The 15,509-nt window shown below is 67.5% G+C and carries 10 protein-coding genes; 1 reads left to right on the top strand and 9 read right to left on the bottom strand.

Features of this window, described 5'->3' with window-relative positions; all coding sequences use genetic code 11:
* Positions 1-358 precede the first annotated feature (358 nt).
* From lgt to OR600_RS03390, 9 genes are all read right to left on the bottom strand, one after another.
* Positions 359-1,204 carry a prolipoprotein diacylglyceryl transferase gene (gene lgt, locus OR600_RS03430; RefSeq protein WP_135977730.1) on the bottom strand — a complete coding sequence of 282 codons (846 nt, stop codon included), beginning with the start codon at positions 1,202-1,204 and terminating at the stop codon, positions 359-361.
* A gap of 40 nt (positions 1,205-1,244) precedes the next feature.
* Positions 1,245-3,368 (bottom strand): MBL fold metallo-hydrolase, encoded by a 2,124-nt coding sequence (locus OR600_RS03425; protein ID WP_265590663.1) that lies wholly within the window; start codon positions 3,366-3,368, stop codon positions 1,245-1,247.
* A gap of 144 nt (positions 3,369-3,512) precedes the next feature.
* On the bottom strand, positions 3,513-4,070 hold the full coding sequence (gene dcd, locus OR600_RS03420) for a dCTP deaminase (protein WP_265590661.1): 558 nt from the start codon (positions 4,068-4,070) through the stop codon (positions 3,513-3,515).
* A gap of 37 nt (positions 4,071-4,107) precedes the next feature.
* A complete protein-coding gene (locus OR600_RS03415; RefSeq protein ID WP_135977733.1) occupies positions 4,108-5,340 on the bottom strand; it encodes a lipopolysaccharide biosynthesis protein in 1,233 nt (410 codons plus the stop codon).
* 62 nt (positions 5,341-5,402) lie between these two features.
* On the bottom strand, positions 5,403-5,633 hold the full coding sequence (locus OR600_RS03410) for a NifU family protein (protein ID WP_135977734.1): 231 nt from the start codon (positions 5,631-5,633) through the stop codon (positions 5,403-5,405).
* Between the two features lie 135 nt (positions 5,634-5,768).
* Complete coding sequence (locus OR600_RS03405; protein WP_265590660.1) at positions 5,769-6,191, bottom strand: hypothetical protein; 423 nt, start codon at positions 6,189-6,191, stop codon at positions 5,769-5,771.
* A 103-nt stretch (positions 6,192-6,294) separates the two neighbouring features.
* The gene (locus OR600_RS03400) at positions 6,295-8,757 is read right to left on the bottom strand and encodes a peptidase U32 family protein (protein WP_265590659.1); all 2,463 of its coding nucleotides are present in this window, start codon (positions 8,755-8,757) and stop codon (positions 6,295-6,297) included.
* 18 nt (positions 8,758-8,775) lie between these two features.
* Positions 8,776-9,984, bottom strand: coding sequence for a tyrosine--tRNA ligase (gene tyrS / locus OR600_RS03395; RefSeq protein ID WP_265590658.1), 1,209 nt, complete (start codon positions 9,982-9,984; stop codon positions 8,776-8,778).
* A 125-nt stretch (positions 9,985-10,109) separates the two neighbouring features.
* Entirely contained in the window at positions 10,110-12,869 is a 2,760-nt protein-coding gene (locus OR600_RS03390; protein WP_265590657.1) for an N-acetylmuramoyl-L-alanine amidase, read from the bottom strand.
* A 222-nt stretch (positions 12,870-13,091) separates the two neighbouring features.
* Here OR600_RS03390 and OR600_RS03385 point away from each other — a divergent pair, with 222 nt between their 5' ends.
* Positions 13,092-15,359, top strand: a complete 2,268-nt coding sequence (locus tag OR600_RS03385) for a transglycosylase domain-containing protein (protein WP_135977739.1) — start codon at positions 13,092-13,094, stop codon at positions 15,357-15,359.
* Positions 15,360-15,509: the final 150 nt, after the last annotated feature.

Below are 15,509 nucleotides of genomic sequence, written 5' to 3'. Positions count from 1 at the left end.
GACCGACGACGGCTTTGGGTCGGGGGCAGAACCGGGGTCGGAGCCGCCGGCATCGGGGACCGCCGGAGTCGTGGGGCCCCCAGCGGCCGAGGGGACGCTGGGGGCGGGCACGGCCGCCGAAGCCCCGTCTGACCTGAAGGGGGCGGCCGGGGCGGTCGTCAGGGAAAGGTCGGAGGCATCCTCGGCAACGGCGGGGGCAGCCGACCCCAGACCCCAGACCAAAGCCAAAGCCGCAGTGGCTGCTGCGGCAGTCCTCTTCCTGCCCATATCCACAGCGCTTCCCGCCCCTTCCGAATGCGCGTATCAGCATCTATCAAGGTATCACAAGAAACGAATACTGGACTATTCCGTTTTGCCCCTAATCAACGGGGCGGTCCGCACCTTGGGTCGTGTCGTAGGTGTGGCCCCGCTGGGGACGCCTGGTCTTGTGGGCCCATACCAGCACGGCAACACCTGCGGCCACCAAAGGCAAGCTCAGCACCTGCCCCATGGTGATGGGGCCAAAAAGGTAGCCGAGCTGGGCGTCGGGCACGCGAACGAACTCCACAAGGATGCGAAAACACCCGTAAAGCACGAGAAACCAGCCGAGAAACGTGCCCTGGGGCCTGGGCGGGAGCTTGCGCGACAGGGCGTAGAGGATGGCAAAGAGCACGATTCCCTCGAGAAACGCCTCGTAGAGCTGGGAGGGGTGGCGCGCCACGGCACCGCCTGTCTCGAACACCACGCCCCAAGGAAGGTCGGTGGGCTTGCCCCAGAGCTCGCCGTTGACGAAGTTGGCCAGGCGACCGAAGAACAGGCCGATGGGGGCCACAATGACGCCGAGGTCGCAAAAGGTTGCCACGGAGATGTGAAACGGGCGGCACGCAATGATGCCTCCCAAAATGGCACCCACAAGGCCGCCATGGAAGCTCATGCCCCCTTGGGAGAAGGCGAGGATCTCCAGCGGGTGCGCCCAATAGTAGCCGGCGCCGTAGAACAGGACGTAGCCCAGGCGGCCGCCGATGATGGCGCCGAAGGCCACGCCGATGACGCCGGTCATGATGTCGTCTGCCGACAGGTCGAGCGACCAGCGCTTGACGATGCGCCCGATGACGAGGCCGCCCACAACGAAGGCCGCGAGGTAGGCAAGGCCGTACCAGCGCACCACGAGGGGCCCCAGCTCGAAGGCGACAGGGCTGAGGCTATGGTAGAGCTCGTTGAGCATAAGGATCCAAACCGAGATGGGGGACGTGACCTAAGACGGCCTAGCCCAACCAGGCACCGGACGACGAGAACCGCTCCTGCCGCCCGTCGATGACCACAGTGCCCGTGACCATGGCCCCGCCCGTTTTGGGGTCGAGGTAGTACCACGTGCCGCCCACTCGCTGCCAGCCGACCTGCATGGCGCCGGAGCTTGCCAGCCAATACCAGGAGCCGCCCTTCTTGAGCCAGCCGGTGTCCATGGCGCCGGAGCCAGACAGGTGGTACCACGTGCCGCCGTCGTCGAGCCAGCCTGTGCCCATAGAACCCTCCGGGCCGTACGGGGAGCTCGTGGGGCGCAGCCAGTACCAGGCGCCGCCGACGCGCTGCCACCCCGTGGTCATGGCGCCGGAGCCCGAGAGGTAGTACCACCGGCCGCCGTCCTGGAGCCATCCTGTGCCCACCGACCCTTGCGGGCCCCATGAGGAGCCCGTGGGGCGCAGCCAGTACCACGTGCCGTCGACCTTGGTCCAGCCGGTGGCCATGACGCCCGTTCCCCTGTCAAAGAAGTAGCGCGAGCCGTCCACGTTGAGCCATCCGACCTGCATGGCGCCCGAGGAGCGGTCGAGGAAGTACCAGGCGCCGCGGTCGTTGAGCCAGCCGGACCCCCTGGCGCCGTTGGGACGCAGCCAGTACCAGTCATCGCCCGCCTTGGTCCAACCCGTGGCCATAACGCCGGTCTGGGGGTCGAGGTAGTAGGTGTCGCCACCCACTCTCTGCCAGCCGATGAGAACCCGGGAGTCTCGGTCGAGCAGGTAGTAGCGGCCGGACAACAGCTTCCAGCCGCTGCCCTCCACCAGCTTCCCGCCCGCATCAAAAAGGCGCATGGAGCCGTCGTCCATCTTGGCGGTGCCGCCGCTGGCCACCAGGCCCTCGGCGTCCACCCAATAGCGCCCGCCGTCGGCGCTCACCCAGCGGCTCTCCGCCGCAAAGCAGCTGTCGTCGAAATAACGGCGGTTCCCGGCCGGGTCCGTGTGCCAGCCGACCAAGGGCTTGAGGTGGCCGCCCACGATCGACACGCAGTGGGGCGACTCGTTGCGCACGTAGGTGGCGTCGGCGTCTTCCGGCCAGTTGTTGGTGATGACGGCGCCCGTGAGGTCGATGATGATGGAGTCGAGGCCCGCACGCCGCGCCGTGCCGGTATCCATGAACTGGACCAGGGGTCTGCGACCGGCAAGCCAGCCGAGCAGCGCGTCCGAAGGGGTGACGGTGCGCATGGGAGCGGTCATCACGCACATGTCGGGGTCCAAGGCCTCCATGAGGGCCGAGGTGTTGGACTTGGCCCAACCGTGGTGGGCGACCTTCATGACGTCCACGTTGCCCACCTGTCTGGCCAGGCGGTCCTCGTCGCCGTCCACGTTGTCGATGTCGCCGGCCAGAAAGGCCCTGTGCCCGTTGGCGGACACGACAACGCCCAGCGAGAACTCGTTGGCGTCCCACTTGGGCTGGGAGAGGTAGTCCTGGTCGTAGTTGACCACCTCGAGCTCCATGGCGCCCAGCGAGAACCTCGGGTTCCCCACCTGCGGAGATGGGTCCACCACCACGTTGCCGTCCCCATCGGTGGTCACGCCGGGATTGACGGGCGCGGCAGGGTCGAACGACTGGACGAGCACGGCCCCGCAAGACTCGACGGCGGCAACGGCCTGGTCGTAGACGTACAGGTTGTCCCACAGGCGGGAGGGTGTCGAGACGCAGTCGTCGTTGTAGGGCATCAGGTACACGCGCTCAGGGCGGTAGCGCTCTATCAGCTCGTCGGCGCCGCCGATGTGGTCGCTGTGGGGATGCGTGCCGATAAAGAACTCCACGTTGTCAGCGGTGGCGCCCAAGCCGTCGAGCAGCGCGAACACGCGGTCGGTGATGCCGGACCCGCGGGTAATGCCCGGGCGCGCAGGGTAGCGCGGGTCGCTGCCGTCGGGGGCGTCGTCGTCCTCGCCGGCGTCCACGACGCCAAAGACCTTTTGGCCGTCGCGCACGCTCTCCAAGACGATGGCGTCGGTGTCGGCACCCGACACAACATAGATTTTCGCGTAATTTGACGGAAGCGCCTCGGCCCGCGCGGCCGTGGGCGCACCAAACGCCACGGCGCCGCAGAGGAGCGCCCCCAGAAAAAGAAAGGCCCGCTTGTTCAAGGTCCTTCCCTTCCCCTCAGCTCGGCAGATAAAAAACCGACCGCCGTTGCGGCCGGCACACTAGGCTACGCCTTCAATCGAGCAAAGGCGTAATCCTCATCATATTGCATTGTTTCACATCAAGCTTAAATCGTGGGCCGCATCTCAGTCGGTGAGCACCCGGGAGGCGGTTGCGCCCATCTGCCCCTGGTAGTGGCTGCCCAAGGCCGCCGACCCATAGGGCCGCTCCACGGGGCTGCTCATGCGCTCGAAGCTCAACTGGCCGATGCGCATGCCGGGGCGCAGCATGATGGGCAGCGTGGCCACGTTGGAGAGCTCGAGCGTGAGCTCGCCGTCCCAGCCGGGGTCGACGTAGCCGGCGGTGGAGTGGATCATGAGGCCCAGGCGCCCCAGGGTCGACTTGCCCTCGAGCTTGCCGAGGACGTCGTCGGGGAGCACGATGCGCTCCCGGGTGGTGCCGAGGGCGAACTGGCCCGGGTGCAGGATGAAGGCCTCGCCCGGCTCCACCACGACCTCCTCCGTGAGGTCGGGCTGGTCGGCCATGGGGTCGATGAAGGCGTGGGTGGAGTTGCGGAAGATCCTGAAGTTGGCGCCCAAGCGGACGTCGACGGAGGCCGGTTGCACGTCGCGGTCGAGCAAGGGCTCGATGACGATGCGGCCCTCGGCAAGCTTTCGTTTGATGTCTCGGTCCGACAAGACCATGGCAGGCTCCTTTCGAGCGGATAAGGTCTTTTTTCGATTAGGGGCGCCCCACAGGGCCGCTCCCCTCCCCCTGGCTAAAGCGTTTTGCCATGGAGCGGCGTAGCGCGAGCATGTTAAAGCCGCCCCCGCACAGGCAGGAGAGGACGACGGCAAACGTGACGCCGTTGAGCTGGAACGCCGCCACCAGGGGCACCATGGCCGCAAGGGAGACCGCCAGGGCAATGCCGCCGCCTGCAAGGTTGATCTTGAACAGGCGCACCGCGGCGGCGAGGCTGTCCATAAAGCTCAAAAAGGCAATGGCGAGCGAGGCCCCCACGAGCGGCGGCAGGAGGTAGACATAGTCTGCAACGCGCGAGCCGTACACGAGGGTGTAGAGAAACTCGCCGAACAGCTCCACGCCCGCAATGCACACGACGCCGATGGCCGCGATGCCTGCCGCCACAAGGCCCATGAGCCTCCAGAAGCGGGCGCCGTCGCCGCGCTCGTAGGCGTCGGTGAAGTAGCCCAGCAGCGGGTTGTAGATATAGGCCGCCCCGGTCTGCACGATGGCCATGGGGGCCGCCATGGTCCCGTAGGCGCCAAGGGCCGCCTCGCCCATGGCGACCATCAGGTACTGGCGCGGAACGGACGTGGCACCCGAAATGGTGACGAAAGCGATCACGGCAGGGGCGCAGCGCACGAGCATGCGCTTGGTCTTGGGCCAGGAAATGCCCACCTTGAACTCGGTGAAGTAGCGCCCATGGGGCAGGTCGTAGAAGACGCCCACGGCGCACATGCCCAGAAAGAGGCAGAACAGGGCGAGGGTGAGGTTCTGGGTTGCCGCGAAGACCCCGGCGAACACCACGATGGTCACAAGGCCCTGGAGGGCGTAGGAGATGCCGATGTAGTCCATGCGGCCGCGCACCTGCTCAAAGCCGTGCACGGCATCGAGCGTGGTGGCGGCCACTTTATAGAGGGCATAGCAAAAGATGGGAAGCAGCAGGTCGGAAGCGCTTGTGACCAGGGAGTAGGCCATGAGCAAGACGATGCCCAGGCCCCCTGTGATCAGCCGCAGCCCCAGGTACTCTCCCAGGGTATGCTCGCCGTGAAGGTCGCTGATCTGATAGACATACAGGCGGTAGTCCACCACGGGCGCAAAGATGAGATAGACGCTCATCACATAGGAGTAGACGCCCGCTGCGTCGTAGCCCACGGAGAGGCGCAGCACAAGCACGGTGATAAGCCACTGGCAGAGCAGGTTGAAAAACGAGCCCGCGCTGTTCCACGCCATGTTTTGTTTTATGGAAAGCGGCCTGGTGCGCCTGTCCTCAACGGACCCGCTGGTGCTCACCCCTAGACGGCGCGGACGGCGGTGACACCGGGGACGTGCTCCTTGAGAACGCGCTCGATACCCATGGAAAGGGTCATGCCCGAAAGGGCACAGCCGGCGCATGCGCCGTTGAGCTCGAGGGAGACGACGCCGTTCTCGTCCACGCCCACAAGCTCGCAGTCGCCGCCGTCAGCCTGCAGGCTGGGGCGCACGGCATCGAGCACCTTCTCGAGCAGCTCTTCGTCAACGGCCATAGGGGCCTCCTTTGGGTCGGCGCCTCGCGAAATCCCGGCGAGGCGCAGGTGTTTTCTTTCGGCATGGTACCAGCTTCATGACGTCGATAGGTGAAGGCCCTGAGAAGAGCCGGGCGCCGGCGCCCGCCGGACGTCCTAGTTGAAGTCCTCGAAGTCGCACTCCACCCGGTCGCCTGCGGCCACCGGCGTGCTGGCCGCGGCAGGGCGGTCGTTGACCTCGAGCTGCCAATAGCCCCGGCCACCGGATGCCAGGCCGTCCACAGACGTGACGGCGCCCCCACCGGCATCGGCGCCGTCCGAAACCGTGCCTGAGGACGAGGAGGAAGCGGCCTGCGGCTGCTGGGCCGATGTCTGCCGGTTTACGGACGCCGCGCCGGCCGAGAAGGCCCACACGCCCAGGCACGGGCCCGCAAGGGCGGTCACGCACGCCACGATCGCCAGGGTGCGCCGGCCGTGGCCCAGCGCACCCTGAGAGCCGGAACTCCCGGACGGCGGCATCGCCTCGGGAGGCTGGGGTCTCGCGGGGCTTTCCCGATGGCTCTGGGCGTCGTCGGCCATGGCCCTCTCCTTTTGCCGGAATGTGTCGTTGTCCGAACGGACCATTCCGGCCAACAGGGGCGCCTGTACAGCGACAGAGCTAAATTCGTCGAAGCACCCCGCCTCAGTCCACCTTGGAGAAGAGATGGCCCAAGGTGCTGCCGGGCTCCGGCGCGGGCAGGGCCTCTCCTGCCGCCACGGCCGTCAGGGCGTCGGCGGCGCGACGCACCTGACGGGCCGCACCGTCGGCGTCGAGCAGGGTGGCGTCCACCAAAAGGCGCTCCACCCCTGCCAGCAAGAGCTCGCGCACCTTGGGCACGGAGTCTGCGGGCTCGTCCCACCAAATGCGCGAGCGGCCCTGGCGGTCGGTGCGCACGGGCAGCCTGCGGTCGTCGATGTTTCGCAGGTAAAGGTCGCGCTCGCGCAGGCGGCAGCAAACGCAGTCATGGATGCAGGCGTCGGCCATCTGGAGCACGCAGTGCTCGCTCGTCATGGCGCGCACGGCCCCGTACACCGTGACCCCCACAGGCACCGAGGCGGCGCGGCACACCGGGGCCATCTGCGCCACGGTGAGCTCCGGAGAGAGCCAGAACGCCGCGGCGCCCGCCTCCTCCAGGGCCTCCACGCAGCTGCGGTTGTGCACCGGAATGCAGCCGCGCACCTCCGGGGCGGCCCCGCGCTCGGCCGCCAGGGCAAGCTCGCTCACGTTTCCCACGGCGACGGGGGCATCGGCCACAACGAGCGGGTCGATGCGGCTGTGGTCGGGCTCGCGGCAGACCTCGTCCAAAACGGGGATGCAGCCGGCCGGAAAGGCCTCGGGCGCGGCCAGAAGCTCGTCTCCCGGCACATAGACGCGCCCTGCCCCGGCCTCAAAAGCGGTATGGGCTACCTCGGGCGAGGGCGCCAAGCAGCAAACTTCGGCGCGAAGGGCCGCTTGTCGCAGGGCCCCTTCACGGTCCTTGGCGTCCCGTGGAACGCGGCGTCGGGCGCTACCTGCCCGCCGTGTGCGACGCTCGGCGCACTGCTCGCCCCATACCTCCCACGACGGGGGCGCGGCCGCTGCAGCGGCACGCTCCTCGTAAGGTGCCTCGATGGCGGCCACCAGGGCGCAGGCCGCCTCGGCGCGCACGCGGTGCAGCACAGAAAAGCCCATGCCGCAGCCGGGCGAGAGCTCCACATCCATGGAGGCGGCCTCAAAAGGGGTCTCCCCCATGCGGCCCACATGGGCGGCGACGTCTTGCTCGACCAGCTCCTTCGTACGCGCGGCCTCCACCACAGGGCCCACGGCCTCGGCGCAAGCGCTGCCGTCCGCGCACGACAGGCGCACCCGCAGCGGCTCGCCGAGGACGCAGCGCACGGCCACGTCCACGGGCCTACGTCTCGGCCAGGCGCGCCCCTCCACGGCAGAGACGGCGTCAAGGGCCGCTTGGCTCCTCAGCACCCTTACCGGGGTGCCCGTAGGCACTCGGCGCCGCACGGGGCAGGCAAAGCGCGCACCGGCGGCAGCGTCTGCCTGGGCCGTGACGCAGAAGAACGTGTCGGGGGCATCCACCGGCCGAAACTCGAGCAGGTCGCCCTTGCCCACGGGCGCGTCCAAGGCCACGGACGCCTCGGACGCAGAGCAGGCCATGACCGTGCCCACGGTCTCGCCGCGGTTGTTGGAGCGCTCGTAGCTCATCATGTCGTTTCCCGAGCGGCCCATGAGATAGGCGTCGGTGAAGTCGCGGTTGAAGGCCCGCTTGAGCCGGCGGTAAAGCGCCCCATCGGGGTCGACTGGCCCTTTGGCATCGCCCACCGCGGCGTCGACGGCCTCTCGATAGGCGGAGACCACGGAGAGCACGTACTCAGGTGCCTTCATGCGGCCCTCCACTTTGAGAGAGCCGGCGCCCGCGTCCACGAGCTCGGCCAAGTGGCTCAGCGAGAGCGCGTCTTTGGGACAAAGGCCCCGCTCCCACGAAACGGGGCCGAGCCTTCTGCCCGAGGCGTCCTCGAGGGTGTGGGGCAGCCGGCAGGGCTGTGCGCACAGTCCGCGGTTGGCCGACCGAGGCCCGCGCAGCGAGCTCATCTGACAGAGGCCGGAGTAGCAAAAGCACAGCGCCCCATGGCCAAAGACCTCGCACTCCACTCCCGTGGCGCAGCATGCGGCGATCTCGTCAAGCGCGAGCTCGCGCGACAGGGTCACGCGTTCAAAACCCTGTTGGCCGCACCAGGCCACGCCGTGAGGGTCCTGCACGTTGGCCTGGGTGGAGACATGCACCTCCACCTCAGGCCACCGGCGCTTGGCCTCGGCGGCGAGGCCCCAGTCTTGGACGATGAGGGCGTCCGCGCCCAAGCGCACGGCCCTGGCCACGCTCGCCAGGGCGCGGGGCATCTCGTCGTCTTGGATGACCACGTTGAACGTCACGAACACCCGAGCGCCGGCCACGTGCGCGGCACGGCAGCATGTGGCGAACGTCTCGTCGTCAAAATTGTCGGCGCCACGGCGGGCGTTGAAGTCGTTGCCCAAGCCGCAGTAGACGGCGTCGGCACCGCCTGCCAAGGCGGCCCAGAAGGCGTCTTTTGTGCCGGCCGGCGCCAACAGCTCCAAAAAGCGCTTCCCCACGGCCTAGACCAGCTGTGCGGCGTGGCGCTTGCCCACCTGGACGAAGGCGCCCGCGACGCGGGCCGGGTCGACGTTGTAGTCCTTGGGCGCCACCGGCTCGTCGTTCAGGCGCACGGCGCCGCCGTCGATGAGGCGCCGGGCCTCGCCGGCAGACTTTGCCAGGCCGCAGGCCACGAGCACGGGCGGCAGGTAGATGCAGCCCTCGTCGTTGGGGACAAGCTCCACGGCCACTTCGGGCGCGTCGGGGCGCTTGTGCTCCTTGAACAGGGCGTCGAAAGCCGCCGCGGCCTTCTCGCCCGCCCCCTCGCCGTGGTAGAGGTCGCAGATGTTGGCGGCCAGCTCGCGCTTGAGGCGGTAGGGGTCGGCCGTGCCGTCGGAAAGCCCGGCCTCAATGGCGTCCACCTCGTCCACGGGAAGGGTGGAGGCCAGGCGGTAGTACGTGGCGATGAGCTCGTCGGGGATGGACATGAGCTTGCCGTACATGTCGGCCGCGTCGTCGGTGAGGCCCACGTAGTTGCCGTAGCTCTTGGACATCTTCTTGGCGCCGTCCGTGCCAACCAGCAGCGGCATCGTGAGGGCCACCTGCGGCTCCATGCCGCTTTTCTCCATGAGGTCGCGGCCGGCCAGAAGGTTGAATATCTGGTCGTTGCCACCCATCTCCACGTCGGCCTCCACGACCACGGAATCGTAGGCCTGCAGCACCGGGTAGAGGAACTCGTGCAAGGCGATGGGCTGCTGGTTCTTGTAGCGGTTGGAGAAGTCCTCGCGCTCCAGGATGCGGGCCACGGTGAACTTGCCCATGAGGCCGAGCATCCGGGCGAGGTCCAGGGGCTTCAACCACTCGCCGTTGAACACCACACGGGTGCGCTCGGGGTCGAGCACCTTCATGGCCTGCTCCACGTAGGTGGCGGCGTTGGCCTCCACCTGCTCCTCGGTGAGGGGCGGGCGGGTGGAGTCGCGCCCCGACGGGTCGCCGATAAGGGCGGTGCCGCTGCCGATGATAAGCACCACGTTGTGGCCGAGGTCCTGGAACTGGCGCATCTTGCGCAGGGGCACCGCATGGCCGAGGTGCAGGTCGGGACTTGTGGGATCCACGCCCAGCTTGATGGTGAGAGGGCGTCCCTCGGCGAGCTTCTTCTTAAGCCCCGCCAAGGGCACGATCTGCATCGTGCCGCTCTCGATGACCTTCAACTGCTCCTCGGCGCTGAGCATGGCGATCCCTTCGTTCTGCCCGGTGGCCCGGGTCGTTGCGTGTGCCTAGCCATGCTACCCCAAAGAAGGGCCGCACCCGGCACTCCCGGATGCGGCCCTCTTACAAACGCGCTCGGCGCGACGCCCTAGCCGGTGATAGACCTCATGGCGGACAAGAGGTCGCGGCCGTAGAGGCGGTTGCTCGCCCACACGAGGCCGCCGTGACCGTCGGCACCGTAGTCCTCCAGGTAGGGCGCGATGCCACGGTTCACAAGGTGGAACCGGGGGTCGACGCACGCTTGGCTGAGCGCCGCCTTGGAGGAGTAGGCCTTGAGGTGCTGGGCCTGGGCCAGCAGGCCCTCCTGCACGTTCTTGAACGTGGCGGCGTTGCCGTTGGCGTTGCCGTCGAGGGCGCCCAGGCCGCCGAAGTTGCACTGGTTGGCGTTGACGATGCCGCCGAAGCGCAGCCAGCCGGTCTCGTTGCCCACCTGGGCGGCCAGGACCTCGGGGCGCACGCCCTCGGAGGTGGCGGCGTTCCACGCAGCGGCGGCAAAGGCCTCGGGCGTGGTGGCGCCGTACTTGGCGTCGGAGCGATAGACCTGCGGGTAGTTGCCCTGGATCTTGGCGGCGAAGACCTTCACGAAGGCGTCCTTGCCCATGGAGGAGGAGCCCATGACAGGGGTGTTGGTGGTGCGGGTGCAGGCCTCCTTGCCGCTCGCGTCGAAGAAGTGGACCTTGGAGCCCGACACCGAGGAGCTCGACGGGCGCCACGAGGCGTCGTACCAAGCGTTCAGGGGGCCGTCGGAGGCGAGGGCGCCGTCGGAGGCGAAGTTGCAGACCCTGCCGTCCACCACGCGCACGCCGGTCGCGGCCGCGCCGCTCGAGCGGTCGAGGAAGTAGCGCTTGCCTCCGTCGGAGAGCCAGCCGGTCCCCATGGAGCCCACGGGGCCGTACGCGGAGCTGGTGCGCAGATAGTAGCGCTTGCCGCCGTCGGAGATCCAGCCGGTGCGCATAGCGCCGGAGGAGCGGTCGAAGAAGAACCAGTGGCCGTCGAGGGACATCCACCCGGTGACCTTGCGGCCGTTCTCGTAGTAGTAGCGGGCGCTGCCCTCGGTCTGCCAGCCGCTCTTCACAACGCTTTGGGACACAAGGGCACCGCTGGCGTCGAAGACGCAGGTCTTGCCGTCGATGGTCCGGGTACCCGTGGCCATGGCGCCGCTCGTGTCGAACCAGTAGCGCTTGCCGTCGATGTCGCGCCAACCGCGCGCCATGGCGCCGCTCGAGCGGTCGAGGAAGTACCAGTGGCCGTCGCGGGCGAGCCAGCCCTTGCCCATGGAGCCCTCGGGGCCACTCGAGGAGTCGACGCGCAGCCAGTAGCGCGCGCCGCCGTCGTCGACCCAGCCGGTGCGCATGGCGCCGCTTGAGCGGTCGAGGAAGTACCACTGCCCGCCGTCGGAGAGCCAGCCGCGCCCGAGCGAGCCGGCAGGACCGCTCCCGGAGGACGTACGGAACCAGTACCACGTGCCCGAGACCTTCTTCCAGCCCTGCGCCATGACGCCGTTGGCGGGATCGAGATAGTAGCGCTGGCCGGAGACGTCCTTCCAGCCCGTGGCCTTCTTGCCGTTCTCGTAGTAATACCAAGCGCCGTTCTCAAAGCTCCATCCGGTCTTGTTCACCTGCCCCTGGCAGGCCCCGGAGCCGTCGAACCGATACTGGACGCCATTGATCGTCTGGACGCCGGTGACCATCCGACCGGACCCGGGCATGAAGTAGTAGCGCTTGCCGTCGATGTCGCGCCAGCCCTCGACGCGGGCGCCCGAGCCGTCAAGGTAGTACCACTGACCGTCAAGCTGGAGCCAGCCCGTGCCCATGGAACCGACAGGGCCGTAGCCGTTGCCGGACGGGCGCAGCCAGTACCACTGGCCGCCGACCTGTTTCCAGCCCTTGGCCATGTCGCCGTTAGGGGCGTTGAAGTAGTACCACTGGTTGGATATCTTCGCCCAACCGGTCACCATGTAGGTGTCGCCGCCGATGTAGTAGCGGCTACCGCCGGAGTCGACCCACCTGCCAGCGGCATAGGAGCCGTAGGCCCCGGAGACGTCGAACCAGCGCCAACGGCTTCCAGACGCCACCCAACGGCTGCTATAGGAGCTGGCGGCAGGCCGGCTGTAGCTGTTGGGCCACTGACGGGCGATGGCCTCGGCGTCGGCATAGCCAAGCTGCTTCAAAAAGGCATCGCTCTTGAACTTGAGGGCGTCGTCGCCCCTGTCGATGAAGCCGTGCTCGATGATGGCGCCCGAAAAGCCCGAAGCGCGGGCATTGCGCACGATGGCGTAATAGTCGGACGACTGGGCGCTCGCATAGAGCGACACCGTGGAGCCCGACGGGTAGTCGCGCGGCTTGTTCCCGCGATTGTAGAGGCCCAGAGACGAGAGTCGCGACAGCACGTCGCGGCCGAACGACTGGGTCTCAGAGGCGCAGAAATTGTTGTATGCGGCGTTGTTGGCCACGAGCACCTCGGCGCCGGTGCCGCCGCCGCTGTTGATGTGAAACGAGACGATGGCTCGCGCCTTCACATCCTGCGCCACCTTGTTGCGCTGGTAGAGCGACGGATTTGAGTTCTCCGAGGCGCGCGCCATGACCGTGGGGATGCCCAGCTGCTTAAGGCGCTCCTCGGCGTACTTGGTGATCCTCCACGTGAGGTTGCTCTCCGTGAGGCCGTTTCCCACCGCGCCAGAATCGCCGCCGCCGTGGCCCGCGTCGAGCACCACCGGACCGCAGGCGGCAAAGGCCGGCACCGCCAAGGCCAACGAGACCGCAGCGGCCGCACAGGCGGAGACGGCGGCTCTTTTAAAGGCGCGCTTGAGGCCGGGGTTCTTGCTGCGGACCTCGCGTTTCTCCTTCATTCAAGCCCCTCCTGTTTCGTTGCGTCGTTTCATATGGGCCGAAGTATAACCGCTATCAAAACCACTGAAAACAGCCTGACGAACGAGGGGCCATTTTCTGCGCATCGGCTCCGAGAACCCCCACCGTTTCCAAAATGCCGTGGAGACACGCACAAGCAGGCCCCTTCGGCCCTCGGTTCCTTGATAATGACTAGCGACCAAGCCCCCAAAGGAGGTCGCTACATGGGAATCAGGACGCGACGTGCCCGCAAGCACTCACGCACCCACATCGCTGGGTTCGGCGCAGCCGGACTCTTTGGTTTCATAGCCCTCGTCGTCATCGCCCTTGCCTTTTCCGTCGGCTCCATCGTGGAGGGGTGGCTCCAAGACCTTCCCGACTTCGACTCGCCAGACGCCTACGTGGTGTCGGAGCCCACCACGGTCTACGACTCCAAGGGCAACGTCATCGCGGAGTTCATGGCCGAGAACCGGCGCAACGTTGAGCTCTCCGAGATCTCGCCCTACGTGCTCACGGGCACCGTCGACACCGAGGACATCCGCTTCTACCAGCACAACGGCGTCGACCCCCAAGGCATCGCCCGCGCGGCGCTTGTGACGCTTGTCGGCGGTTCCGAGGGCGCCTCCACCATCGACCAGCAGCTCGTGCGCAACACAGTGCTCTCCGACGAGCAGTTCGACCGCACCCTCAAGCGCAAGGTGCGCGAGGCCTACATCGCCGTGGAGATGGAGAAGAAGTACTCCAAGGACCAGATCCTCAACATGTACTTGAACACCATTTACTACGGCAACGGCGCCTACGGCATCGAGGCTGCGGCCAAGACCTACTTCAACACCACGGCCAAGGACCTCACCCTGGCCCAGGCCGCCCTTCTCGTGGGCATCCCCAACTCCCCCACCATGTTCGACCCCACCCAAAACCCCGAGGCCTCCGTCAAGCGCCGCAACCTCGTGCTCAAGCGCATGCTGGACGCCGGCGACATCTCGCAAGAGGAGTACGACGAGGCCCACAACACGCCTTTGGAGCTCAACCCGGGGTCCAACACCATGTCGAATACCGGCGTCTACCCCTACTGGACGCAGTACATCAAGGAAGTGCTGTCGGAGGACTTCTCCAGCGACACCGTCATGAAGGGCGGCCTCAAGGTCTACACCACCATCGACCCCGACGCCCAGCAGGAGGCGCAGAAGGCCGTGTCCGACCGCCTGGAGGCCATCGGCCAGGAGGGCCTCGAGAGCGCCCTCGTGGCCGTGGACCCCTCCACGGGCTACATCAAGGCCATGGTGGGCGGCAGCGACTTCTCCAAGAACCAGGTGAACCTGGCCACCCAGGGCATGCGCCAGCCGGGCTCCTCGTTCAAGGCCTTTACGCTCGTGGCGGCCATTCGAGACGGCATGGACCCCGACGTCTACCTCAACTGCAACTCACCGCTCAAAGTCTCGTCCAATTGGACCGTCAAGAACTACGGCGGCGTCTCATACGGCACCATCACGCTGAGGAAAGCCACCGAGCTCTCCTCCAACACCGGCTACGTCCAGGTGGCCCAGGCCGTCGGCGGCCAGAGCATCGTCAAGTGCGCCAAGGACATGGGCATCACCGAGGACCTCCCCGCCTACGACTCCATCACCCTGGGCACCATCCCCGTCCCCGTCATCCAGATGGCCGAGGCCTACTCGACCCTGGCCTCCGGCGGCGTGCACCGCGACGCCGTGGCCATCACCAAGATCGAGGACCGCAACGGCAACCAGGTCTACGAGCACAAGGACACGCCCACCCAGGCCCTCGACCCCGCAGTGGCGGCGGCGGCCACCGACGTCCTCGAGGGCGTGGTCACCTCCGGGAGCGGCACGGCCAAGGTGGTGTCGTCCTACGGCATCGACCAGCCCATCGCCGGCAAGACGGGCACCACCGAGTACGCCGACAACCTGTGGTTCTGCGGTTACACGCCCCAGATCGCCGTGGCGGTGTGGACGGGCTACCCCGACTCCTCCAAGACCGTCTTCATCGACGGCTCCGACGGCCACCCCTCCAACAGCTCGTGCCCCATCTTCGGCCAGTTCGTGAAGGCCTACCTGGGAGACACCCCCAGGGCAGAGTTCCCCGACGCCGACGCCAGGCCCACCTACAAGGCCAACAGCACCTGGTCGTTTGCCAAGAACACCGGGTCCTCCTCGAACGGCGGCTCCAGGTCGTCGTCCCGCGCCGCCCAGACGCCCCCTGAGGAGACCACGGTGACAGAGGAGACCACGACCACCACGACGACCGAGCAGCCCACGGCACCCACCGACAACGGGCAGGGCCAGGGCGGCGCCACGACACCCACGACGCCCTCCCAGGGCGGGGCCACCGGCGGCGATGCAGCGGGAGGCACCGGCACCGGAGGCACGGGCGGCAACGGCGGCACAGGCACCGGCGGAGATACGGGCGGTGGCGCCGGCGGCAACGGCGGGGCCGGAGGCGATACCGCGGGCGGCACGACCCCGACGGGCTGACGCCGCGGGCGCCCTGCCCGGCACCCCCACAGGGAACCGAACAAGGGGCCCGGCGATCGAGACGGTCGCCGGGCCCCTCTTCTTTGGGAACCCCTAAGTGCCCCCCATCAGGGGGCGGTCCATCTGGAGGACGACCCCAGCCGCGCGGGC

This window comes from Granulimonas faecalis (assembly GCF_022834715.1).
Classification (GTDB): domain Bacteria; phylum Actinomycetota; class Coriobacteriia; order Coriobacteriales; family Atopobiaceae; genus Granulimonas; species Granulimonas faecalis.
This window is presented reverse-complemented; position numbering and strand designations above follow the sequence as displayed.

Bases quoted from the DNA above. Each gene is read 5' to 3' on its own strand.
- OR600_RS03415 (WP_135977733.1), bottom strand. From the start codon at position 5,340: ATGGCGTGGAACAGCGCGGGCTCGTTTTTCAACCTGCTCTGCCAGTGG.
- OR600_RS03390 (WP_265590657.1), bottom strand. From the start codon at position 12,869: ATGAAGGAGAAACGCGAGGTCCGCAGCAAGAACCCCGGCCTCAAGCGC.
- lgt (WP_135977730.1), bottom strand. From the start codon at position 1,204: ATGCTCAACGAGCTCTACCATAGCCTCAGCCCTGTCGCCTTCGAGCTG.
- OR600_RS03385 (WP_135977739.1), top strand. From the start codon at position 13,092: ATGGGAATCAGGACGCGACGTGCCCGCAAGCACTCACGCACCCACATC.
- OR600_RS03405 (WP_265590660.1), bottom strand. From the start codon at position 6,191: ATGGCCGACGACGCCCAGAGCCATCGGGAAAGCCCCGCGAGACCCCAG.
- dcd (WP_265590661.1), bottom strand. From the start codon at position 4,070: ATGGTCTTGTCGGACCGAGACATCAAACGAAAGCTTGCCGAGGGCCGC.
- tyrS (WP_265590658.1), bottom strand. From the start codon at position 9,984: ATGCTCAGCGCCGAGGAGCAGTTGAAGGTCATCGAGAGCGGCACGATG.
- OR600_RS03410 (WP_135977734.1), bottom strand. From the start codon at position 5,633: ATGGCCGTTGACGAAGAGCTGCTCGAGAAGGTGCTCGATGCCGTGCGC.